The 23,847-nt window shown below is 63.3% G+C and carries 18 protein-coding genes; 9 read left to right on the top strand and 9 right to left on the bottom strand.

Annotated elements, in window-relative coordinates; all coding sequences use genetic code 11:
• Positions 1 to 224: 224 nt before the first annotated feature.
• On the top strand, positions 225 to 2,753 hold the full coding sequence (locus AC50X5_RS15905) for a glycoside hydrolase family 95 protein (protein WP_494977047.1): 2,529 nt from the start codon (positions 225 to 227) through the stop codon (positions 2,751 to 2,753).
• 66 nt (positions 2,754 to 2,819) lie between these two features.
• Here AC50X5_RS15905 and AC50X5_RS15900 read toward each other — a convergent pair whose 3' ends face one another.
• The gene (locus tag AC50X5_RS15900; RefSeq protein WP_494977046.1) at positions 2,820 to 3,215 is read right to left on the bottom strand and encodes a hypothetical protein; all 396 of its coding nucleotides are present in this window, start codon (positions 3,213 to 3,215) and stop codon (positions 2,820 to 2,822) included.
• Positions 3,216 to 3,346: 131 nt separating this feature from the next.
• Between AC50X5_RS15900 and AC50X5_RS15895 the strand changes: the two genes are divergently transcribed.
• Both AC50X5_RS15895 and AC50X5_RS15890 read left to right on the top strand, forming a co-directional pair.
• Complete coding sequence (locus AC50X5_RS15895) at positions 3,347 to 3,523, top strand: CsbD family protein (RefSeq protein WP_494977045.1); 177 nt, start codon at positions 3,347 to 3,349, stop codon at positions 3,521 to 3,523.
• Between the two features lie 20 nt (positions 3,524 to 3,543).
• A complete protein-coding gene (locus AC50X5_RS15890; RefSeq protein WP_494977044.1) occupies positions 3,544 to 3,756 on the top strand; it encodes a hypothetical protein in 213 nt (70 codons plus the stop codon).
• Here AC50X5_RS15890 and AC50X5_RS15885 read toward each other — a convergent pair.
• The 6 genes from AC50X5_RS15885 to AC50X5_RS15860 all read right to left on the bottom strand — a co-directional run bounded on the left by AC50X5_RS15885 (position 3,740) and on the right by AC50X5_RS15860 (position 10,040).
• On the bottom strand, positions 3,740 to 3,940 hold the full coding sequence (locus tag AC50X5_RS15885) for a hypothetical protein (RefSeq protein WP_494977043.1): 201 nt from the start codon (positions 3,938 to 3,940) through the stop codon (positions 3,740 to 3,742). The genes AC50X5_RS15890 and AC50X5_RS15885 overlap by 17 nt on opposite strands.
• 64 nt (positions 3,941 to 4,004) lie before the next feature.
• Positions 4,005 to 5,084, bottom strand: a complete 1,080-nt coding sequence (locus AC50X5_RS15880; protein ID WP_494977042.1) for a hypothetical protein — start codon at positions 5,082 to 5,084, stop codon at positions 4,005 to 4,007.
• Positions 5,085 to 5,116: 32 nt separating this feature from the next.
• Positions 5,117 to 6,403 carry a glycosyltransferase family 2 protein gene (locus tag AC50X5_RS15875; protein ID WP_494977041.1) on the bottom strand — a complete coding sequence of 429 codons (1,287 nt, stop codon included), beginning with the start codon at positions 6,401 to 6,403 and terminating at the stop codon, positions 5,117 to 5,119.
• Positions 6,400 to 7,284 (bottom strand): ATP-grasp domain-containing protein, encoded by an 885-nt coding sequence (locus AC50X5_RS15870; protein ID WP_494977040.1) that lies wholly within the window; start codon positions 7,282 to 7,284, stop codon positions 6,400 to 6,402. Before AC50X5_RS15870 ends, AC50X5_RS15875 begins: the two co-directional genes overlap by 4 nt.
• On the bottom strand, positions 7,284 to 8,198 hold the full coding sequence (locus tag AC50X5_RS15865; RefSeq protein WP_494977039.1) for a PIG-L deacetylase family protein: 915 nt from the start codon (positions 8,196 to 8,198) through the stop codon (positions 7,284 to 7,286). The genes AC50X5_RS15870 and AC50X5_RS15865 overlap by 1 nt, the downstream gene beginning before the upstream one ends.
• A gap of 117 nt (positions 8,199 to 8,315) precedes the next feature.
• Positions 8,316 to 10,040, bottom strand: coding sequence for a sigma-70 family RNA polymerase sigma factor (locus tag AC50X5_RS15860; RefSeq protein WP_494977038.1), 1,725 nt, complete (start codon positions 10,038 to 10,040; stop codon positions 8,316 to 8,318).
• A 228-nt stretch (positions 10,041 to 10,268) separates the two neighbouring features.
• Between AC50X5_RS15860 and AC50X5_RS15855 the strand changes: the two genes are divergently transcribed.
• Positions 10,269 to 11,552 (top strand): Ig-like domain-containing protein, encoded by a 1,284-nt coding sequence (locus tag AC50X5_RS15855; RefSeq protein ID WP_494977037.1) that lies wholly within the window; start codon positions 10,269 to 10,271, stop codon positions 11,550 to 11,552.
• Positions 11,553 to 11,603: 51 nt separating this feature from the next.
• Here the strand turns inward: AC50X5_RS15855 and AC50X5_RS15850 are convergent, their stop codons facing one another.
• Complete coding sequence (locus AC50X5_RS15850; RefSeq protein WP_494977036.1) at positions 11,604 to 14,438, bottom strand: glycoside hydrolase family 3 C-terminal domain-containing protein; 2,835 nt, start codon at positions 14,436 to 14,438, stop codon at positions 11,604 to 11,606.
• Positions 14,439 to 14,693: 255 nt separating this feature from the next.
• On the opposite strand from AC50X5_RS15850, the gene AC50X5_RS15845 reads away from it, so the two are divergent.
• From AC50X5_RS15845 to AC50X5_RS15835, 3 genes are read left to right on the top strand one after another with little or no spacing between them, the layout of a single operon-like run.
• Positions 14,694 to 16,361 (top strand): extracellular solute-binding protein, encoded by a 1,668-nt coding sequence (locus AC50X5_RS15845; RefSeq protein ID WP_494977051.1) that lies wholly within the window; start codon positions 14,694 to 14,696, stop codon positions 16,359 to 16,361.
• 8 nt (positions 16,362 to 16,369) lie between these two features.
• Positions 16,370 to 17,386, top strand: a complete 1,017-nt coding sequence (locus tag AC50X5_RS15840; RefSeq protein WP_494977035.1) for an ABC transporter permease — start codon at positions 16,370 to 16,372, stop codon at positions 17,384 to 17,386.
• Positions 17,383 to 18,354 carry a carbohydrate ABC transporter permease gene (locus AC50X5_RS15835; RefSeq protein WP_494977034.1) on the top strand — a complete coding sequence of 324 codons (972 nt, stop codon included), beginning with the start codon at positions 17,383 to 17,385 and terminating at the stop codon, positions 18,352 to 18,354. Before AC50X5_RS15840 ends, AC50X5_RS15835 begins: the two co-directional genes overlap by 4 nt.
• A 26-nt stretch (positions 18,355 to 18,380) precedes the next feature.
• On the opposite strand, the gene AC50X5_RS15830 is transcribed toward AC50X5_RS15835, so the two are convergent.
• On the bottom strand, positions 18,381 to 19,373 hold the full coding sequence (locus AC50X5_RS15830) for a LacI family DNA-binding transcriptional regulator (protein WP_494977050.1): 993 nt from the start codon (positions 19,371 to 19,373) through the stop codon (positions 18,381 to 18,383).
• A gap of 151 nt (positions 19,374 to 19,524) precedes the next feature.
• Between AC50X5_RS15830 and AC50X5_RS15825 the strand changes: the two genes are divergently transcribed.
• Together AC50X5_RS15825 and yicI are read left to right on the top strand one after the other, a co-directional pair.
• Positions 19,525 to 21,579 (top strand): beta-galactosidase, encoded by a 2,055-nt coding sequence (locus AC50X5_RS15825; protein ID WP_494977033.1) that lies wholly within the window; start codon positions 19,525 to 19,527, stop codon positions 21,577 to 21,579.
• A gap of 9 nt (positions 21,580 to 21,588) precedes the next feature.
• On the top strand, positions 21,589 to 23,766 hold the full coding sequence (gene yicI, locus AC50X5_RS15820) for an alpha-xylosidase (protein WP_494977032.1): 2,178 nt from the start codon (positions 21,589 to 21,591) through the stop codon (positions 23,764 to 23,766).
• Positions 23,767 to 23,847 lie beyond the last annotated feature (81 nt).

Below are 23,847 nucleotides of genomic sequence, written 5' to 3'. Positions count from 1 at the left end.
GTGAGGGAGGGGGCCCCTCCTCCCCGCTCACAAAAAAAGAACCGTGGTGTTGCAACCCCCCCCCCCCCGCTTTCCCGTCTGGCCGGAGTTACAAGTGGCGAAGAACGGCGGCGTCAGGTTCCACCAAATGCCCTTGGGCTCTGGACCGGTGCAGTTCCACTGGTCCTCTACGGGCACGCTGCCGCACCCAGACAAATCATCAGATGTCTGACTAGGATATAGGGGTGCAACATGAACATACTCTCCTCTACCAGGCCCCTGCTGAGAGCTGGCTCGAAGCCCTGCCTTTGGGGAATGGCAGACTGGGCGCCATGGTCTTCGGCGGACGGGAGTTTCCGTCGGCACCGGCCCGCAATCACTCGGGGGCACTGGAGCACAAGTTTCAGCTCAACGACAGTTCAGCCTGGTCAGGATCGCCGCACAGCCAAGCTTTGGCGCCTCATTTCACGCGGGAACAGGCAGATGCGATCCTGGGGACCAGCCGCCGCCTGATCAGCGAGGGACGCCACGCGGCGGCCCACCAAGTGCTCAAAAAGCTCCAGCACCGGCACTCGCAGTCGTACCTGCCGTTTGCTGACCTCTTCCTGGCGGCGTCTCCAGCGCAGAGCCTGGGGAAAACCTCGGCGGGCAAGGTAACATCTGATGTTAAGGCCCGGCGATATCGTCGCTCCCTTGACCTGTCCACGGCCGTCCACACCACGGCCTATCGGGTGGATGGGCATGAAGTCCTGATTGAAGCTTTTGCCAGCCATGATCCCTCCGTGCTGGTCATTACAGTGGATGCCGATGCGCCGGAAGGCCTGGATCTCAATATCCGGCTGGATTCCCAACTGCGGATCCTCAACCGCACCAGCACCTCCACCCTGGCGGCCCTGGAACTGAAGATGCCGGCCGACGTCGTACCGTCCCATGACGGCGGCGGCGTGCAGTATTCCGACGACGATTCCCAAAGTCTCCAGGGCGCCGTCGCCGTCGCCTGGGAACATAACGGGATGCCCGCCGCTGACGCCGGTGGGGGAACGAACGACGGCGGCCTGGCCGCCGCGGGCGTGCGCCACGCCACGATCTACGTCAGCACCGAAACAACGTTCCGTGGAATTGGCCTTACCCCTGAGGGAACTTCCCGGTCCGCTGCTGCCTTTGCCGGCGCGCGCTTGGGGGCGGCCGTGAGAATCGGTGCGACCGCCCTGCTGGCCCGCCACAAGGAAAGCCATGCGCGGCTCTACACCAGCTCCGGTATCAGCCTGGATGTCCCCACCTGGACCGGCACCAGCACAGCCGAGCGGCTGCTGTCCGCCAACGCCCACCCGGACGGGCCGCTGGCCGCCGACCCCGGACTGGCGGCGTTGCTGTTCAATTACGGGCGGTACCTCCTCATTTCCAGCTCCCGGACGCCTGCTCCGGACGCGGGGAAAGGCAATGGCTGGCGCGGAACCCCCGCCAACCTGCAGGGCATGTGGAACGATGAGCTTCCTGCGCCCTGGAGTTCGAACTTCACCACCAACATCAACCTGGAGATGAACTACTGGGGCGCCGAGCCCACCGGCCTGGCGGAATGCACCGGGCCGCTGTTTGCCCTGATCGAGGCTTTGCAGGAAACAGGGGCCGCCACTGCCCGGGAGTACTACGGTGCCCGTGGCTGGACCGCCCACCACAATTCGGACATTTGGGCGTACAGCAAACCGACAGGTTACGGCGGGCATTCACCCGAATGGTCCTTCTGGCCCATGGCCGGACTCTGGCTGGTCCGCCACCTTTGGGAACACCTGCAGTTTGCTGCCGATCCGGTAAACCGTCACGCCTTCGCACGGGACACCGCCTGGCCGGCCATTAGGGGTGCCTCTGAGTTCGCCCTGGACCTGCTAAGCGAATTTCCCGATGGCTCCCTGGGTACCAGCCCCTCCACCTCTCCGGAAAACAACTTCCTGGCCGGGGAGCAGGCAGCGGCCGCCGGGGAATCGTCCACCCTTGACCTGACACTGATCCGGGACGCGCTGCACATGCTCTCTTCCCTGGCATCGGAGTTGGGAAAAGAAGATGACCCTGTAGTGGCCAGGGCCCGCGCCGCCCGGCCGCTGATTCCTGCGCCCGCCGCAGGACGGGACGGGAAGCTGAGGGAATGGCTCGCGGACCCGCCTGAGTGGGAACCGACCCACCGGCACCTGAGTCACCTCTACCTCGCCTACCCCGGAGATACGTTGCTCGATCCTGTCCTCGAAGCTGCTGTGAGCCGCAGCCTCGACGGACGCGGCGACGAGTCCACCGGCTGGTCATTGGCCTGGAAGATCCTGCTCCGGGCCAGGCTCCGCCAGCCGCACAGGGTTGGGGACCTCCTCAGATTGTTTTTCCGGGACATGGCCACGCCGCGGGGCGGTCACAGCGGAGGTCTGTACCCAAACCTTTTCAGCGCCCACCCGCCCTTCCAGATCGACGGCAACCTCGGCTTTGTGGCCGGCCTGGCCGAATGCCTCCTGCAGAGCCACCGCACCTCTGAAGGGATACAGGAAATCGAGCTGCTGCCGGCGTTGCCGGAGGAACTTCCCGACGGCGCCGCGGCCGGACTGCGGGCGCGGCCAGGAGTGGAGGTGGACCTGGAATGGAAAACCGGCGTCCTCACGGCGGCCAGCTTCAGATCAGCCGTCGACCGCCGCGTTCTGGTCAGGTATGGCCGCAGAACTCAGGGGCTTGACCTGCAGAAACGGAAAACCGTTGCGCTGGACCTGGCCGGATTTGTCACGGACGGGCAGGACTGAAGCCTGGGTAGTTGGGCCAACGGTAGCTCCACTGGTGATCCCTTGGTTTCAGCCACCGGCCTGGCGTCAGAACATCATCAAAATGAACCCCGCCAGGGTGCACACAATGCCGACGGCGGTCAGGATCCACCCGACGATCATGACGGGGTTGTCGTTCCGCGGTTCGGCCAGGCTCCAGCGGGCAGGATGGCAGGCGTCGTAGTGGAGCTGGACTTCAGCGCCTGGCTCCAACCCGATGGTTTGCTCGGCGGTGTGCAGGGAAACGTGAGGCGTGTTCCCGTCGTCGGACCACCTGAAACCCTTGAACCCGCCGGCTTCGAAAACCTCCGCTGTGGTGCTGGTCCACGGACAGCGGTACCTGGCAATGATCCAGCCGGCGATGACCAGCGGTATGCCAGGGACGAGGCCCACCCAGCTCATCAGCTCCAGGATGGCGCCAATGTGATCTACAGGCTCCGGCATGATCTGATTTTATGCTTGAACCTGCGGATAGCGAGCCACCCGATTGGGTTTCTGCCCGGCGGAAGGGTGATTAGGATGGAAGTGTTAGCCGCTGGCGGCGCCGGCGGGAACCAACCGTAGGGAGAAACACCATGGGTTTGGATGACAAGATCGGTAACGCTGCCGAGAAGCTTGGCGGCAAGGGCAAAGAAACCACCGGTCAAGCAACCGGCGATAAAAGCCTGGAAGCCGAGGGCAAAGGCGATCAGACAAAGGCGGATCTGAAGCAGGCCGGCGAGAAAGTCAAGGACGCCTTCAAGAAGGATTGATTCCTGCTGCCTGAGGAAGGGTGCGGTTCCCATGGGAGCCGCACCCTTCCTGTATCTGCCTGTCCTGTTACTTCAGGCTCCGCGGCAGTGACAAAAACGGCAACGGGACCGGCTACCACGGTGCTTCCGTTGACCCCGCCGGCCCTGTCCGGCACGGCAATAACCCGGGCGACGCCGATCCCTGGGCGGACACCTGGTTCTACGCCAACCCGGTGTTCATCGACGTGGCGTAGGGCAGGGAGTGTCAAGGGAGGCCAGAATGCGCTGGACGGTTGCCAGAACCTGCCCGTTCAGCTTCAGGACGGCCACGGGATCAAAGGGATGGGAAACGGCCTGCAGGTAGTCGCTGTACAAGCTGCCCAGTTCATGCAGCAGCCCCTCCTCCACGGGTACCTTGACTGCGCTAATCGAGGTCACCCTCGCCCTGCCTCTATGCGGAACGCGTCGACTGTCCTGTACGCGCAGGTGCCGCATGCACGTGTCATACGCCCCACGCCTTGTGCAGTTTTTTCCAATGCTCTTCCGTCATGAGGCTCGCGGGTGTTACGGACACCGAACCTGAACCACCGGCTGCTGCTTCCCGCAGCGCCTGTCCAAGTTGTTCCGGGGAGATGACTCCGTCGTCCGACCACAGTCCGATGGAGATGGAGATCCGGCCCGGTGCTCTGTTTTCGGCCGCTTGTGCCAGTTCCTTGGTGCCAGGCGCGCCGTCGCGACGTAATCCCATGTAGTCCCACAGGTGGAGACGGGCCACGGACTGTAAGAGCTTGTCGTAGTCCTGCCCACTGTCTGCGCGATCCTTTGTGGCGTCTACCACCGGCGCCCGTACGTCCATTTCCAGTTCGACGCCGAACGGCTCAACGGCTGCGGACAGCCGTTTCACGAGATCGCTCATAGCTTCGGTGCGCCAACGGGTGATGGTCTCATGACCGGTGTCGATCCCGTTTTCTGCCGTACGAGGCCAATCCTCCGCTCCCGTTGTTGATTTGAAGTCCGTTAGGTCGCCGGGGCCGTAAGTGAACTCGTCAAACATGAGCTCGGTAAGATTGATGGCCTTCGGTCGATACCTCGAGGCGACTTCGGTGGTCATTTCAACGAGTTTCCGGCCGGCGTTGCCGCTGCGGAGCGCAGCAATGCCCGGGAAAGACTCAGAGGCTTCCCCCTCCGGACTGATCCCAGCCAAGACCGGCTCGCGATCAAGTGCCCGCCCGAGAAGAACGTCGATGGTCAGGACAATATCCCTGTCCTTCCCGGAGGGAGATGGGCGAAGAGCTGTAATGGCCTCCTTCACGTAGTCCCTGCCGGTGGCCTGGACTTGGTCAGATACCGAATCGTCGTGCGCGGCCCACGGGAAGGCTGCCCAGTCCGTACGGCCGACGCTGATCGAGACCGCCGTGGGATCCACGCGGTTAATCTTCCTGGCCAGATCGGGAACATGGTTTGGATCGTTAACCACGACGTCTTCGAAGCCGAGGTTAATCATTCGATCCCCGGGTTTCTCTCCTGGTTCGAATGAACAGGATGTCCCGCCGAGGGCAAAGACCAGCATTCCGGCGATCATTGCACCTACCTTCCGGGTCGTTCTTGTGGCTTTCATGCGCGGGACACCCCTGCCCTCTGGATGCTCGGGCCGGCTATTGCTTGGACGGAGACAACGCCCGTCCGCGTGAGCTTGTTCCAGCGTGCGGGACGGCCTCTGACTTCCTTCCCCACAGCACTTGCCAAGGCCAAACCAACAAAGACCGAGTAGAAGGGCCACAACGGCACCGTCCACAGGAAGCGCAGGTCTTTCCAGGAGCGGTTCAGGCCGACGGAAATAACTGTCAGGCCGATCGAGACGAACAAGCCGAGCCAGCCCAGGACGGCGAGTGTTCCACCGTTTACGGGTCCGTAACCAGCCGCGTAAAGATATGGCAGGGCGGCGAGTACCAATAGCTGCAGCAGGGGGATGAGAACCATGGTGATGGTGTTGAAGACCAGGAACGCTCCGAACACTCCGTATCTAAGGTTGCCAACCATCCTGTGATGTAGTTTCAGCGTTTGAAGCAAACCGCGGGACCACCGGACGCGTTGACGCCACAAGCCCCTGATGGTCGACGGTGACTCGGCATAGACCAGGGCCCGAGGTTGGAACTTAACCCGGAAGCCCTCCCGGTAGAGTCGCCAGGTTAGTTCAAGATCTTCGCCCAGTGAACTCTCGTGGAATCCGCCGGCCTGTTCTACGGCTTCCCGCCGGAAGGCGCCCACGTTGCCGGAAACGATGGGAAGGCAATGCGCCAGGGAAAGGGCCCGGCGTACCAGGCCTGTACCAACATGGCTGAGGATGGAAAGCATTTGGGTCTGGACCCGGTTGAGGTTCACTGGACGGTCGTCACCGCAGACCGCCCCGATTCGGGGGTGATCGAAGGCCACGAGCATCTGGGTGAGCGTATCCGTAGCGAAGAGCCCGTCGGCGTCCACGAACACCAGGACCTCCCCGGCCGCATGGCTGATGCCCAGATTGAGGGCGGCTCCTTTCCCCGCGTTCGCTTGACTGAGGAAGCGGACCTGCCCATTGCTCGCGGCGAGCTGTTCCATGATGGCTGCCGTGTCGTCATCGGACCCGTCGTCAACAAGAATAATCTCGAAATTTTGATAGTCGCTGGCAAGAATGGATTCAACGCAACTGCCCAGTACCACTGCTTCGTTGTAGCTGGGTACCACCACCGAGACCAGAGGATGCTGGTCCAGCATGGTCGACTTGTGTTTCGGGAGCCGCCCGCGGTAGTGCCAATTGAAATAGAAACCCAACGGGACGTACACCAGTTTTACTGCTCCGAAGGAAAGAATGATCAGTCCGCCGATGGTGACAAAGGCAAGGAGGAAATCGAGCAGAGTCACAGGGCCTCGGCTGTCTCAGGAGTGAGAACGGCATCCAGTAATTCAGGAGCGTGGGCACTGTTGGCGCCAAAGCGGGCGTTCACTTCCAGCACCACGGGAGTCCCGTTAGCCAGCCGCCGAATGTCGATGTCCAGCGGCCCCGTCAGTCTCATGGCACGGGCCGTTGCCAGCGCCAGGATGGCAACGTCGCCAACTGCCTCGGTCCCCGGCCGGATGACGCCAAGGGCATTTCCCACGCGGCCTTCTTTGAGCCCGGTCTTTTCCAGCACAACAACCACATCTTCGGTCGGAGAAGATGACGCAAAGACAACGGGCGCGTATTCAACCCCGGGCGCGAAAGCCTGGACTACCTGGGAGTCCGTGAAACGGCCCCAGTCCTGACCTTCCGCGCTATCAATCACCACGACTCCCCGTCCTCCGCGTGAGACCCGGGGTTTGATGATGATGGGACCGCCCATGCACTCCCGCGCATCCCGTGTGGACGCAAAATCGGAAGGCAAGCCATAGAGCGGAATACTCACTCCGGCGGCCTGCAGGCGCTGCATGGTTGCGTACTTGTCATCCGCTGCTGCCACAGCGGCCGCCTCGCCAATGAGTACCCGCACGCCAGGACCAAACACCGACTTGTTCCTTGCGACAAGTGGCAATTCATCACTGACGGTGGGGATGACGAGGTCGATCCCGTGCACAGACACCAGATTACTGAGGCTTTGCAGGTACCCTTCAGCGGCTGCCGCTGGAACTTGCACGACGTCGTCGGCGTCCCGGTGGTGGGTTACCAGCATGTCCACTCCCAGCACGTGGTGGCCACGTTTTTTGAACTGGCTCGCCAGCGACGACCCGGCCGGACCGCCGATGCCTGTTATCAGAACCCGCGACATCAGAACACCCCTGCTGCAGAACTGAGAAGACGGACTGGTTCAAATCCCTCTGCGAAAGCTGTGCGCACCTGCGCGCCCCGGAAGGCAGCCAGGCTGCGGACGCGGTCCGCTGTCATGTATGGCTTGCCCTTTTGGTTGCGGTGCATGGACACCGCGTGGACTTTGACATCCACGTAACCGTCAATGTCCACGAAGACGCTGGGATTGAATTGATGGCTGGCTGAGGGGCTCTCAAAGCAAAGAATTGACGAGTGTTGCCGGGCTGCGCGCATGGTGGCGTCGTGGACTGCTTTATGGTCCTGGTGGTAGTCATTGCCCGAGTGGGTAATGACGACGTCGGGGTTGAATGTCCGGATAGCCTGCTCTATTGCATCGACCATCTCCTGGTTGTGGTCCGCCAGGGACGTGTCCGTGAAATCGTGGATGCATACCTCGGCGGCGCCCATGTATTCGGAGCCACGGGCGGCTTCCATGATCCGTACGGAGCTGTCGCCGCCTCTGCTGCCACCACTCATGACCATGGTGCGTACCTCGTGCCCGGAATCAACCATCTTCGCCAAAGTGGCACCGCATGCCAGTTCCAGATCATCCGGGTGGGCCCCGATAGCGAGAATTTTGCGGGTCCGGGCCAGTGCCTCGGGCCTAATCCGGTAAGTCGGAAAAGCGAGGGCCGCAACAACGCAGAGCCCAGCCAAAACCATTGTGGCGCCCTCCACCCAGGGGTGGACAGTCGGCAGAAAGTACCAAGCCAGAGAGGAAACCAGGAGCCAGATACCGACGGCGGCGACAAGGAACCTCAGCCTGCGCGGCTCCCGGAACCTGCGGCTAAGAATCTTTTGACCCATAGGAGCAACGGCGGTAAGGACCGCCAAAACCCCCATGCTTCCTATCATGGCGAACAGAGCTGACTTCATGTAATTCTCCTCAAACGTGGATGATCCGTGCCCGCCTCCCGGGCATCTGCCGAAGAGTTAGTGGGAGAACACACGAATTCATGACGCAAAGAAGAACAGGCCAGTTTGGCGACGGAATCAGTACCGTTGGCTGACCGACGTTGGGGCCAGGCCAGTACCGGAGATGCTGACGTGCAGGGTCCTGTCTGTCCACGTGGCCGGAGGATAGGCGCGGAAGCTGAAGGGATATGTGCCTTCCTGCAGGCTGCCTGAGGTGCAGGTCAAGACCGTGAACAGCCCGCTCCTGCACGTCCAGCCCGGTGGTGACGTCACCGACCGGAAGGCCAGGACAGGGCCTGGAGTGATGGAAAACACAACCCGGACGTCGCTAACAACAGCCCCCGACGGGACGGTGACCAGGACATCAGCTTCTGTCCAACCATCGACGGTGGAGACCGTTACGCCAGCCGAGGCAGAAGGCAGCGGCGTGGGTTCCGGGTCGGTGGTTGGCGGAGGGGTGGGCGTTGGGTCAGGCGCCGGCGTGGGTGTCGGGGTCGGGTCAGGCGCCGGCGTGGGCGAAGGCGTCGGGTCGGTGGTGGGTGTCGGCGTCGGGGCGATCGGGGGCGTGGGCTCCGCGCCCGGACTGGCTGTTGTTGGCGCCGCCGGTGGCGTGGCCGGGGAGGCGGCCCAGGGGCCGGCCACATCACGAAGGGGCGAAATGGTTAGTGGCAAGGTCCCGCGCGGGACAGCGTTCGGGTCTGGGCCGGGCGGTGGAAGCACTCCATCGGGCTGGCCGAGGGGGGTGGGGCTGGGGGAGTCCTCCGGGCCGACGGTGGGAGATATTCCTGCTGGCCCCGGTGGTTGAGCGGTCCCTGTTCCTGGATCTGTTGTCCCTGCCGCGGCGGCGGGAGCAGAATGCCCTCCTGACGTGAGGGCGTTGACGCCGGCGACGGCTGCGACTGCAAGCCCCAGACTCAGGACTCCGGCGGCGGCCAGTGCCAGCGGCTGGCCAGCCAGGACATGCTGCAACCCCCTGGGCCGCACGCCGGTGCCAGGAACAGGAAGGAGCGCCGAAGCGCCGGCGGGCCATGATGCGGCGGAGACCCCCACGATGAGGGGAAGTAAAGTGGCCCGCATAGTTCCCTGGACGTCCTTGAGGTCCAGGACTACGGCTGTGCACTTAGGGCACTCCTCCAGGTGGGCGTGGACCTTGTCCTGCTTGGTGCGTGGAAGCCCACCGCGCAGGTAGGCGCCCAAGTGCGAGGAAACCTCAACGCAGCCTTCATCTGCAACCTCTCCAACGTGCAGTTGCAGGTACCCACGGCGGAGACCCTCCCGCGCGCGAACAGCCAGGGCCGATACCCCATTCGGGGAAAGCCCCAAAGCGGGGGCAGCGGCCGCGGGCTTCATTTGCTCTACGTCGACGTACCACAGCACGGCCTGCCATCGTTCGGGCAGGGCCCGGAAGGCCCGGGCTACGGTTTGGGACTCGAAAGCTTTGATGACGACGTCGTCCCCCGGAACTTCGCTGTCCAAAAAGGACTGCTCGCCCGTTGGTACAGTCCGCCCGGCCTTGCGGTTCCAATGATGCGCCACCCTTGTCACCGTGCTGAGGAGGTATGCGCGAAAGAACGTGTCCGGGCCCTTCCCAGCCTTCAGGCTTTGAAGGACGGACTGAAAAGCCTCAGCGACGACGTCTTCCACATCGCTGGGGTTGTCCACGTTCTTGCGGGCGACGATTGTGGCCATGGCCACGTGCCGGGAGTACAGATCCTCAAACGCCTCAGCGTTGCCCTTCCGGACGCTTTCAGCGAGCTCACCGTCACTGGCCCGCGACGAAGTGCCCGATTTGGTTGACCCCATGACAAATTTCCCCCAAAAAATACTCTTCCTTAGAAGGTAAGTGGTTGGTTGCCGCGCTTCATGACGGCATTTCCGGAAAAACTTTTTTGGGATTTTCTCGGTCCGCCGTTGGGGCATGACCTGCGCCACATTTTCGCGCGCATTTGGTCCCCTTCCGTCACGAAGACGAGGTACGGCCCACTCATTTCTCGGTGACCAAAAAACCAAGACCCTAAGGACAGGAAGCACATGATGACCCTTAAACCTCGGAGAAGTTACGGCCGTGCCGCGGCCGTGAGCGTACTTGCCGCAGCTCTCTTCTCATTCCAACCCGTCAGCGGAACGGCCGCGACCATCGATGGCGGCGTCACTTCCGTCACAGCTACGTCCTCGGTGGAGAGCCGATGGGACGAAGTGCAATTCAACTGCACCTGGCAGGTGCCGGACGGTTCCCGGCCCGGGGACTCCTTCAGCCTTCAGCTGCCCCCGGAACTGCGGTGGTTTGGCAGCCCTGATTTCGACCTTAAATCGCCGGAGGGGGATACCGTAGCGACGGGCCGGGCCTCAACATCCGGTCTGGTTGTCTTCACGTTGAGTGATTACGTGACGGCGCACCCGCGCGACGTCAGTGGCACCTGCAGCTTTTCCACCCAGTTCGTTGACGCTCCAGGACAACCCGGGATCCGGGATCTTGCCTTCACCTCCGGCAATTCCGTTGTGGGGGCTGCCGTGCCGGTTGTTCCGTGCTCGACGAATTGTGGACCGGTGCTGCCTGTCTCGCCCGGGAAATCCATGTGGTGGGCAGACGGGATGCAAACACGCCTTGAGTCTGTTTTCTACCTTCCAGCAGTGCAGGAAGCGTCGAATAATGTCACGATCACCGACACTCCCGCGTCAGGAATGGTGATCGACTGCAAGGCGGTCACGCCCAGAACGGGAAGGATCCTCGATCAGGACGGCAACATTGCTCAACCTTTCGACGACGCTGCGTATCCCGCAACCATCGACTGCACCCCGGAGCAACTGACGGTCTCCTGGGCAGGGCTCCCGGCAGGTCAACACGTTGAACTGTTCGTTGATACCGCAGTGAGCGACCCCACGCTGGACGCCTACACAAACAGTGGCGTTGTCACCGTAAATGGGACCGGCACCCCGGTCGGCGATAAGGAATCACGTTCATTCGCGTCTGGAACCGGCGCCGGAAAGACTGGTGCGGAACCGTCGCCGTCCCCAACACCAAGCCCCTCGACGCCATCGGAACCAACACCTGCCCCCACCGCCTCGCCCACACCATCTGGCCCTTCGACCGTGCAAAGCCCAGCGCCGGATGCCGGCTCGGGCCCTTGGAGTCCCTCGCCTGAAGCGAGCATCCCGGTCCAGAACAACGATCCTGAAGCAACAAGGTCCGATAAGCTCGCCGTCACAGGATCCAGCACTGCTGCTTTCCTCTGGACCGCACTGTCCCTCATGGTGGTGGGTGCGGCTACGTTGGCCGCCAAGCATAAGATGCGCCACAGGCCGCGCCGAGGATAACGCCCGTTGGGGCAGTGAGAGCAGTGGCTGCCACTGACCGGGCGTACGCGGTCAGTCCAGCTTCAACGCGCTCACAGTCACCGGGCCCTCAAGGACCACCCGCAACGCATCCAGCCGGGCACCAGTGGCAGTAAGCGCCAACGTCACCTCGCCGCTGACGGCGGGATCCACTGCGGCGGAACCGGCATCTGCCCAGGTACCGCCGTGGCCCGGTAGTTGGAGCGCCACCCGGGCAGGACCTGACGCGGAAAGCCGGAAGGTGGCGCGCTTCGGTGCGCCACCTTCCCAGCCCCGGTAGACCGCCGTCGCCCTCTCCTGCGGGGAGGAAGGCGCGACGGCGGTCCCGGCCAGCGGTGTTTCCGGCACCAGCGCGAGCTTGCTGTGGTGATCAAAATGTTCGGCGCGGATCCACTCACCGCGTTGGCGTTGGCCGCTGCCTTCACCCGCGACAGCCAACTCCACGCCCAGGGGGAGGTTGCCGGCAGAGGGGCCTGCCATCAACTCATACTTTCCGGGCTCAACCACCATCCGGCGTTCCGTCACGCTGAAAGTGGCAAGCCGGTCCACAGGAACAGGAATGGTGACTGTGCGGCGCTCACCGGCGGCCAGGTCTACGCGGGCGTGCGCCACGAGCAGGCGCCGCGGAAAGTCGAAGCGGTGGCCGGCGCAGGTGGCGTAGACCTGGACCAGTTCGTTGACAGGACGGGTACCGGTGTTGCTGACCACAACCTGCAGGGAGATCTCCCCGTTTTCCTCAGCGGCCGAAACCAAACCACAGGACTCGTAGGCCACCGTGCTGTAGCCAAGACCGTGGCCCAGCGCGAACAATGGCTCGGCGTCGCTGTAGAGGTAAGTGCCACTGGAGGCGATCAGGTCGTAATCAAGGATGTCCGGCAGGTCTTCGTCCCTTGCCCACCAGGTCTGGGCCAGGCGGCCGGTGGGCTCGGCGTCGCCGCTGAGCACGTCGGTCACCCCGTTGCCCAACTCCTGCCCCGCATGGGATGTCCATACAATCGCGGGAATGTCAGCCAGCGGCCCCAACGCGTACGGGTAGGAGGAGACAATCAACAGGACCGTCCGCGGGTTTGCTTCCCGGACCAGCCGGATGAGTTCCTGTTCCTGCTGGGGCAGCGCGAGCGTGGAGCGGTCGATGGTTTCCCGGCCGCCCAGATGGGGATCGTTGCCCACGACCACGACGGCGACATCAGCCGCGGCGGCTGCCTCACGGGCGGCCTGCTGCCCGGAGCGCACAGTCCGCAGCAGGAACCTGTCGGCAGTTTCCTCAGTGTTGGCCGAAAGTGCGGCACTTCCGGTATGGGACTCGATCCGGAGCCACTTTCCGGAACCGATGTGCTGCAGGGCCACGGTTCCGTCCGAGGCGGTGTGGAACCGGAAGGTCTCCTGGACCACCCAGCCGCCCACCCGGTCAGCGGACGCGGAGAGGTAGTAACCGTCCGCGGCAACAAACTTCCCGCTGGACGTGGATTGCAGGGTGCATTCGCCGCCCCAGTCCTTGAGGAGGAAGGAATGGCCCTGACCAGGGGAGGCTTCTTGCGCAGCGAGCCCGGAGGCCCCTGCGTCAACGCCCAAGTAAGTGTTGGTACGCACGCAGCGCAGTGTCACCTGGTCAACGCCGGCCTCGGCCACCACATCCCCGTACCTGGCAGTCAGGCCGTCCGCGAGGCTGACCTCGTTCTGCAGGGTTCCGCTGTACCAGTCGCTAAGGACTGTTGATCCCAGTGCGCCGATCACCGCGATCCTTCCGGGCCGATCCCCGAGCGGAAGGAGGGGCTCGACGCCGCACGGAGCGTTCCGCAGCAGCACCACCGATTTTCGGGCTGCTTCACGCGCCAGCTCCACATGGGCCGGGTCGCCCACAAGGTCCGCGGGCAGCGATCCGTACGGGCCGCCGTCCGGCTCGAACTCACCGGTCCGCTCACGCAGGACCAGGAGCCGCAGGACGGCCCGGTCAATGTCCTCCTCGCTGATCAGCCCGCGTTCCAAGGCGGCATGGAGGTGCTCCAACGACGGCAAGGGATTGTCTGAGTCTTCGGTGAAACTGTCCACCCCGGCACGGAGGGCGGCGGCATAAGCTGACGGGCCGTCGTCGAAATACCTTTCCGCGGTGTACAGCGACGACGGGGCTCCGGCGTCAGTAACTATGGCCAGTTCATCCCCTCCGCGCCACGTGCGAAGCTCGGCGGCCACCAGGTCCGAGACGTGGGCTGGCCTGCCGTTGACCAGGTTGTAGGAGAGCATCACGGCTCCTGCCACGCCGTGCTCAATGGGGCCGCGGAAGGCAGGAAGCTCGTACTCGTGCAGCACGCGTGCACGGAGTTGGCTGCTGGTGACGTTGCGGTCGGCCTCGTTGTTGTAGGCCAGGAAGTGCTTCAGGGTGGGTACCGTCAGCCAAAAGCGTTCATGGGTGCCCTTCAAGCCTGCGCAGTATGCGCTGGCAAGGCTGGCCGTGAGATGCGGGTCCTCGGAAAATCCTTCCTCGTTGCGCCCCCAAAGCGGGTGGCGCAGCGGGTTCACCACCGGCGCCCACACGTTGGCGCTGACTCCAGGATCCAGGGACTTTTTTCCCCGGAGTTCCAGGCCCACAGCGGTTCCCACCCGGCGGATCAGGTCTTCGTCCCAGCTGGCGGCGAGGCCCACTGGCTGCGGAAAAACAGTGGCCGGGCCCAGCCACGCAACGCCATGGGCGGCCTCCGCTCCTGTGTGGAACGATGCCAGGCCCATTGACTCCATGGCAGGCGCGTGCTGGTGCAGCATCGCGATTTTCTGGTCGCGTGTCAGCCTGGCCAGCAGGGTCGAAGCGGTTGTGGGGGAAGTGCCGGCCTGGGCAGTGGCGTCGGCGGCTGGGGCGGTGGAAGTGGAAGGCACGCTGATCCGTTCGTTGGCAAAGTTGTTTAAACGCTTGCGCGCTGAGGACATTTCAAACATTGTGGCATCTCGTTATGTGAGCTGCAACACATGAAACGCTTGCGCTCCAACCGGCCCTCCCCTAGGCTGAACGCAATCGAATCGTTTCGACATTTCCTTACCACCCCTGTGGTCCTGCTACGACCAGCAGTCCGTCCGGCACATGCGCGCCGGTGCCAGGGGTGCCATGAAAGTCCACACAAAGGAGTGCAGATCATGCTTGGAAACTTCACCTCCCCCGAACCCACGCCGCCTTTGACGCGATTGGCAGGTGGAAGCGTCGGGCGTCGTTCCTTCCTGGGAATCATTGGCGGCGCCGTCGCCATGGCGGCCCTCAGCGCGTGCAGCAGCGGCGGCGCGGCGCCCCAGGCCACCAGTTCGGCTGGCCTCGCCGAGGCAGCAGCCAAGCTGGTGCCGGATTACATCCCGTTGAGCATCGTCAAGCCGGATATCCCGGGCGTGAATGGCTCGGCCCCCGGTTTCACAAGCATCCCCAAGCTGGTGAAATCCGTGCAGGGTGTCCCGGGCAAGGGTGGAAGCTACACGGTAATGACTCCTGCCTGGTGGGCCGTTCCCCAGGCTGACAACAGCTATTTCCAGGCCGTCAACGAACAACTGGGAACCAAGCTGCACTTCCAGGTCAGCGACGGCAATACCTACGCGGACAAGATCCAGACGGTCCTGGCTTCCCCCAAGGACGTGCCGGACTGGGTTGTTATTCCTTCCTGGAACCTTCCACCGCGGTTTGGCCAGGCCGCCAAGAGCCTGTTCACTGATCTCTCTGAATACCTGGCCGGGGACAAGGTCAAGAAGTATCCCAACCTCGCAAACCTGGAGACCGCAGCCTGGAAGTACAGCTGCTTCGAGGGCGGGCTGTACGGCCTGCCCTATCCCGCTGCGCTCATCACGGACGCCATCTTCTACCGCAAGGACCTTTTTGATGAACTGGGCGTTGAACCGCCCAAGAGTGCCGACGAGTACCTTGCCTTGGCGAAGGAGCTGACGGATCCTGCCAAGAACCGGTGGGGCTCCGATGATGTGTGGAACGGCGCCCAGCTCATGCATGGCGTAGTGCCCAAATGGAAGCTGGTGGACGGGAAGCTCCAGAACAAGTTCGAGACTGACGAATACCGGGCCGCCCTGGAATGGGGCGCGAAACTCTTTGCTTCAGGGGCCGTGCACCCTGACTCCGTAGCCGGCAACTCACAGCAGGCCAAGCAACGGTTTGAGTCCGGCGCCGTGCTGATGACCAATGACGGACTGGGCAGCTGGCACGAGGCCCTGGCCCGGGTACTGCCCACTAATCCCAAATTCCAAATGCAGCCTATGGACTTTTTTGCTCCCGACGGCGGAAAGCCCACGCTGTTCCGTGGCTCACCTGCCCAGATTTTCAGCTTCATCAAGAAGACCGAGGACCCGGCCAGGATTGAAGAACTGCTGGCAGTGGCCAACTTCGCAGCGGCCCCCTTCGGCACTGAGGAATACATGTTGATCAACAACGGTGTTGAAGGAATCCACTACACGCTCGATGCCCAAAACATCCCGCAGGCCACGGAGAGGGGCAAGCAGGAAGTCACCAGCACTTACTCCTTCCTGGTGAATTCGGCAGCAGTGAACAATCAGGTGCAGTACCCCGGCTATGTGCAGACCAAGACGGAGTGGGAGGCCCGGCAGGCTCCCCACGTCGTCGAGGACCTCTTCTACGGGCTGCAGATTCAGGAACCGAACAAGTTCGGCTCGCTGGGAGCTCCGTTTGAAGACCTCTCCAAGGACATCCTCCGAGGCCGGAAGAGCCTCTCAGACCTCGATGGCGCGATTGATACCTGGAAGCGCAACGGCGGCGATGAACTGCGTGAGTTCTACGCAGGCTTCCTGAACGCCTAGGACCTGCCATGACCACTACCGAATTGAGCCGGATTACGACGGCAGTTACGGACGGCGGGCGCAGTCACGCTGCCGGGGCAGGCCCCGGCGGCCCCGTTTCCGCACCCCGCAAGAAGGCAGGCCTGAAAGCGCGGCTGATGCGGGACAAGTCCCTGGTGCTGATGACCCTGCCGGCCATTGGGTTGCTCCTGGTTTTTGCCTACGTCCCGTTGCTGGGCAACATTGTGGCGTTCCAGGACTACTCGCCCTTCGTGGGGATCCCGGACAGCCCCTTTGTTGGCCTGGACAACTTCGCCAGGGTCCTTGGGGACCCGGGCTTCTGGCTGGCCGTCAAGAACACCCTGGTAATTACCGCGTTCCAGCTGGTGTTCTTCTTTCCCATCCCCATAGTGCTGGCGCTGCTGCTGAACTCCATGCTGTCTCCGGCACTGCGGTCCACCATCCAGGCGATCGTCTACCTGCCCCACTTCTTCTCCTGGGTGCTGGTGGTCTCCGTGTTCCAGCAGGTATTCGGCGGCGCCGGCCTGCTGAGCCAGAGCCTGCGGGCGCAGGGCTGGCAGGCGGTTGACCTCATGACCAACCCGGACGCCTTCCTGTTCCTCATCACTGCGCAGGCGGTGTGGAAGGACGCCGGCTGGGGCATGATCGTGTTCCTCGCGGCGCTGGCGGCCATTGACCAGGAACAGTACGAGGCCGCAGCCGTGGATGGAGCCAGCCGCTGGCGAAGGACCTGGCACGTGACACTGCCGGGGCTGCGCGGCGTGATCATCCTGCTGTTGATCCTGCGGTTGGGCGATGCCCTGTCCGTGGGCTTTGAACAGCTCATCCTGCAGCGGGATGCAGTAGGCGCGGAGGCCTCAGAGGTCCTGGACACCTTTGTCTATTACACGGGCATCCAAAACGGTGACTGGAGCTACGCCGCGGCGGCCGGTCTTATCAAGGGCGTGGTGTCCCTGGCCCTGATCCTTGGCGCCAACAAACTTGCCCATCTATTCGGAGAGAGCGGGGTGTACTCGAAGTCATGAGCACCATCAGCAAACAGGCAAAAGCAGTTTCAACACCGTCAACTCGAGTCCGGCTGCCGAAACCTCCGGGCCACCGGCGCAGGAATTCATCGCGGCCCGCTTGGGAGGAGGAGCTTGGCCCGGTGGGCAAACTCGGCAAGGCGGCTGTCCTCACACTGGTGGTCCTGGCCGTGCTGGGGCCGCTCTACACCATCGTCCTGACCAGCCTGTCCTCGCAGGCAACCATCACAGCTGCAGGCGGAATGGTCATCATCCCCGGCGAGCTGACCATCGATGCGTACCGCCAGATCATCAGCGGGGGTGTTGTTACCCGCGCCGTGCTGGTGAGCGTGGGGGTGACTGCCGTTGGAACCATGCTGAGCATGGTGGTGTCCGTCCTGTGTGCCTACGGACTCTCGCGGCCCGGTTCTTTTGCCCATACGCCGCTGTTGTTCACTCTGCTGCTGACCATGTTTTTCAGTGCCGGGATGATCCCGGCTTTCCTCCTGGTATCCGGGCTGGGCCTGATTAACACCTATTGGGCACTGATCCTGCCGGGCGCCGTCTCGGTGTTCAACATCATCATCTTGCGCGGCTTCTTTATGGGCATCGACCGCGGCATCCTGGACAGCGCACGGATTGACGGTGCCAGCGAATGGCGGATCCTCGGCCAGATCGTGCTGCCCATGTCCAAGGCCGTCACCGCCGTGATCGCGCTTTTTTACGGAGTGGGTTACTGGAACGCCTTCTTCAACGCGGTCCTCTACATCAACGACAGCGCGATGAACCCGCTCCAGGTAGTGCTGCGCTCCTACGTCCTGCAGGGTGTCATGGTTCCCGGACAGGTTGCCGTGGGGCAGGGCGCCGCTCCATCGTTGGCCCTGCAGATGGCAGTCCTTGTGGTCGCTGTCGTGCCCATCCTGCTGGTCTATCCGCTCGTACAGAAGCACTTCACCAAGGGAGTCATGATTGGCGCGGTGAAGGGATGATCCCGGTCAGCACAAGCTGCCAGGCTTTAGGCCGGTGCCGCAGAGGTGGTGCGTTGAACCAGCGACGGGACAATGAGGCGGATCTCTACCGGTTTGTCGGAATTGAGGCGGTCCATCACCATTTCGACGGCGGCACGGCCAATGTCGTGGGCGGGAATGGATACCGCCGTCCAGGGCTGGGCGGAAGCCATGGCCGCGTCCTCGGGTGCGATAGCCACAACGGACACATCCTCGGGGATCTGCAGGCCACGGAGCGCCAGCGATTCCCGAAGCAGCGGGAGAAGTCCTTCGTTGTGGACCACCAGGCCGGTGACCGGCCCGGGCGCCGCGAAGATGGCGTCCAGGGCTTCGGCGAGGGCAGCAGATGTGGGTTCGCAGGCCTGGCGGACACCTGTGACGCCGGCTGCTTCACAGGCATCGTCAAAGCCTCTGCGGGCACGGTCGGCATAGGTGGCGTGGCGTTCCAGGGAAGCCTGCGGCGAGCCGATAAAACCCAGGGTCTGGTGGCCGAGCCCGGCCAGGTGCCGGACGGCGGTGCGGGAGGCTCCGGCGAAATCGAAGTCAACACAGCTCAGCCCCTGGGGATCATCCGGGAAACCGATCAGCACGGCAGGCTTACGGAGCCTGGCCAGCTGCGGGATGCGGGGGTCCCTGGCCTCGATGTCCATCATCAGCAGCCCGTCCACAATGGACTGCGACGTAACCCGGTGGATGCCGTCGGCGTCGTCCTGGGTAAGCAGCAGCACATCCTGGTTGTAGTCCCGGGCCGTGGTGACCACCGCGGCCACGAACTGCATGATCACGCTGACATTAACGTCAGCGCGGAGGGGAACCATCAGACCCAGCACGTTGGACCGGCTCGATGCCAGGGAACGGGCACCGGAGTGGGGGCTGTAGTCCAGCTTCCTGATCGCTGCCATGACTTGCTCCCGGGTTTCCTCCGAAATGGTGCGCTTGCCGCTCAGCACGTAGGACACCGTGCTGGTGGACACTCCGGCCGCCCGGGCAACGTCAATCATGGTGGCCACGGGCCACTCCCTTCATTCGCGCGTAGAACTTCAAGCATAGCCAGCACGGAAAGTCTTCCGCGTACTTCCGTTCGACAACGTTCGACGTGATACCCCTGAGCGCACCTACCCACCCTCTACTTTTGATTGAAGCGATTCGACCATGACAAACCATTCCTCACCTCCATCGCCTGGCGCCCGGCCAGTACTGGCCTCCCTCACCGGTACCGCCGGACTGCTTTTCGGAGCGGACTACAACCCCGAGCAGTGGCCCGAGGAGAGCTGGCCGGAGGACATCCGGCTGATGCAAAAGGCCGGGATCAACCTGGTCACGGTGGGTGTGTTCAGCTGGGCCCAGCTGGAACCGCGGGAAGGTGCCCGCGAGTTCGGCTGGCTGGACCGGATCCTGGACCTCCTCCACCAGGGCGGCATCCGGGTATCCCTGGCCACGCCTACCGCGTCACCGCCAACCTGGCTGGGCCATGCGTATCCGGAGACCCTGCCGGTGGACGCGGACGGCCGTACCCTCTGGTGGGGTTCCCGAAACCAGTTCAATCCCTCCTCGGCGAAGTACCGCCGGGCTGCGGCCGGAATCACAGAAGCCCTGGCCAGGAGGTATTCGGGCCATCCGGCGGTCGCCATGTGGCACGTCGGGAACGAGCTGGGGCAGGTCAGCTACGACGACCACAGCGCCCTCGCCTTCCGGGCCTGGCTGATGCATCGCTACAGTTCCATAGACGAGCTCAACCGGGCCTGGGGCACGTCGTTCTGGAGCCAGCGCTACGACCACTGGGACGCGATCATGCCGCCACGGCGCGCTCCCTACCTGGTCAACCCCAGCCAGGCGCTGGACTTCCAGCGGTTCACCTCACACCAGCTGCTGTCCCTTTACACGGCTGAACGGGACATCATCCGCCGCTATGACCCCATCAACCCGGTGACCACAAACTTCATGGGCTTCTTCCGCGGCGCCGATTACTTCGCGTTCGCCAAGGAGACGGATGTGGTGGCCAACGACTGGTACACGGATCCGGCCGATCCACGGTCGCACCAGTTCGGCTCGCTGACCCACGATCTTTGCCGGGGGCTGGCCGGCGGGCAGCCGTGGCTCCTGATGGAATCAGCCACCTCCGCCGTGAACTGGCGGGAACACAACGTGGCCAAGGAACCCGGCGCCCTTCGCGTGGACGCCCTCTCCGCCGTAGCCCACGGCGCTGACGGCGTCTGCTGCTTCCAGTTTCGCCAGTCCAGATTCGGAGCCGAACGCTTCCACTCGGCTGTGGTGCCATTGGCCGGGGAAGACACCCGGGTATTCAGGGAAGCCGCAGACCTGGGGACAGACCTGAAGAACCTTCGCCAACTTGCCGGCGCGGACGCCCGGGCCAGGATCGGGATTCTATTCGACTGGAACAGCTGGTGGGCTGCCGAATCCCCGGACAGGCCCAGCAGCCGGCTGGACGTCCTGGCCCAGCTGCAGGCTTACTACAGTCCGCTCCGCCGGCGAGGGCTGGCGGTGGAGGTGGTGCATCCGTCGTCGGACCTGGGCCGTTTCGACCTGCTTGTGGTGCCCAGCCTTTTCATCCTGGCGCAGCCTGACGCAGACTCGCTCGCTGCCTTTGTCCGACGAGGCGGGCGCCTGGTGGTGGGCCCGTTCAGCGCCGTTGCGGACAGCAACGGTCATCTGGCTCCCGGCCGGTTCCCGGCAGTCCTTTCCGGACTGCTGGGCGTGGACGGTGAGGAATGGCGCCCGCTGGCGGAGCCGGTTGACGTGATCTTCGAGGATCACGGGGCAGCCGGGGAACAGCGGCACCCGGCGCAGACCTGGACAGAAGATCTGGCCCTTAGCGGAGCCACCGCAGAGGCGATTGCCGTATTCGGTGAGGGGTGCCTCGAAGGCCATCCCGCCGTCGTACGTCATTCCACCGGCGAGGGCAGCAGCTGGTATGTCGGGGCAGACCTTCCGGCCCCGGCACTGGACCTGGTGGTGGCTGATGCGCTGAATTCCGCGGGAATTGGTTCCCTGCTGGCCGAGCCGGTGCCGGAGCAGGTGGAGGCAGCCAGTCGCGGCGGACACCTGTTCCTGCTCAACCATTCCAGCACGGAACAGGCCGTTTATGTGGGCTGGTCCTCGGTGGACCTGCTCACGGGAACTGAGCAGAACAGCCGGCTCACCCTTGCCCCCTTCGGGGCCCTCGTACTCAAAGAACCAGGAAAATAGAGGAACAGCATGAAATTCACTGATGGCTACTGGCTGCTGCGCAAGGGCTACACCGCCTTGCACCCGAAGGACGTGGTGGATGTGGAAGCATCCCCGAACAAGCTCACCGTCTATGCACCCACGCAACGGATTGCTGACCGGGGTGACGCCCTGAACTGTCCTCAGCTGACGGTCACTTTCGAATCCCCCCTCCCGGACGTGATCGGCGTGACCATCGAGCACTTCCAGGGCGGCGTGGACAAGGGCCCGCATTTTGCCCTCAGGGACGGAAGTGCCGAGGTAACCATCACCAACGACGGCGGCAAGGCCACCTTCACGTCCGGAAGCCTCACCGCCAGCATTAACACGGCCGGAGACTGGAACGTTGACTTCCTGGGGGACGGGCGGCTGCTGACCAGTTCGGTGCCGCGCAGTATTGGCCTGATCACCGACCAGGACGGCCGGCAGTTCGTGCACGAACAACTCACCCTGGGCGTGGGTACCAATGTGTACGGCCTGGGTGAACGGTTTGGCGCCCTGGTGAAAAACGGGCAGTCGGTGGACATCTGGAATGAAGACGGCGGCACGTCCAGCGACCTCGCCTACAAGAACGTGCCCTTCTTCATCACCAATTCCGGCTACGGAGTGTTCGTGAACCACCCGGAGCGGGTGTCTTACGAGATCGGCTCCGAAGTGGTGTCCCGTACCCAGTTCAGCGTGGAGGGCCAGCGGCTCCAGTACTTTGTTATTCACGGACCCACGCCCAAGGACATCCTCCGCCGGTACACGGAGCTCACCGGCAGGCCCGCCAAGGTTCCCGCCTGGTCCTACGGGCTGTGGCTCTCCACGTCCTTCACCACCGACTATGACGAAAAAACGGTGATGTCCTTCATCGACGGCATGGAGGAACGCAATCTTCCGCTTTCCGTCTTCCACTTCGATTGCCACTGGATGCGGGCCTTCCACTGGAGTGACTTCATTTGGGACCCGGCCACCTTCCCCGACCCGGAAGGCATGCTTAGCCGGCTCCACGAACGCGGCCTGAAGGTCTGCGTGTGGATCAATCCATACATCGCCCAGCGGTCTTACCTTTTCCGGGAGGGCGCGGAACTGGGCTATCTGGTGAAGCGGCCGGACGGCTCCGTCTGGCAGTGGGACATGTGGCAGGCCGGTATGGGGCTGGTGGACTTCACCAACCCCGACGCCGTCACCTGGTACCAGGGCAAGCTGCGGGTCCTGCTGGACCAGGGTGTGGACTCTTTCAAAACGGACTTCGGCGAGCGGATTCCTACGGACGTCGCCTGGCATGACGGCTCCGATCCGCAGCGGATGCACAACTACTATGCACAGCTGTACAACCAGACGGTGTTTGACCTGCTGTCCAAGGAACTGGGAGAGGGCCAGGCGGTCTTGTTTGCACGCTCCGCCACTGCCGGCGGGCAGCAGTTGCCGGTGCACTGGGGCGGTGACTGCGAGTCCACCTTCCCTGCCATGTCCGAATCGCTCCGTGGAGGGCTGTCCCTGGCTTCTTCAGGTTTTGCTTTTTGGAGCCACGACATTGGCGGGTTTGAGGGCACGCCGGACCCTGAACTCTTCAAGCGCTGGATCGCCTTCGGCCTGCTGTCCTCCCACTCGCGGCTGCACGGTTCCAACTCCTACCGGGTGCCCTGGCTGGTGGACGACGAATCCAGCGATGTGCTGCGCCACTTCACGCAGCTGAAGATGCGCTTGATGCCCTACCTGCTGGGTGCGGCCGAGGAAGCGCACCAGACGGGCGCGCCGCTGATGCGGCCCATGTTCGTGGAGTTTCCTGATGACCCCGCCTGTGCCTATCTTGACCGACAGTACATGCTGGGAGCTGACCTCCTGGTAGCCCCCGTGATGACCGCCGGCGGCTGGGTGGACTTCTACCTTCCCGAAGGAACGTGGACACACCTGGAAACAGGCGAACAGCTACCGGGCCAGCGTTGGCACCGCAAGGAGTTCAGCGTCATGGAGGCAGCTGTCTACGTACGCCAGGGGACCATTCTGCCCTTGGGAATGGTCAGCGACCGGCCGGAGTACGACTGGTCCACGGAGGTGGAGTTCAAGGCCTTTGCGGCGGAGGAAGGCCACAACCGCACCATCACCATGCCCGCCACTGACGGTTCTTTTATCCCCCTGGAGGTAACCGTCACGGCTGGCCGGGCGGTGACAATCAACAAGTGACCCTTGCGCTCTGACGAGACGCATGTCACAGTTGTAGTCGATACGCTTCAACGATACGTATCGACTATTGTTCCGGCGACC

It is taken from the genome of Pseudarthrobacter sp. MDT1-40-2 (assembly GCF_059383595.1).
This window is presented reverse-complemented; position numbering and strand designations above follow the sequence as displayed.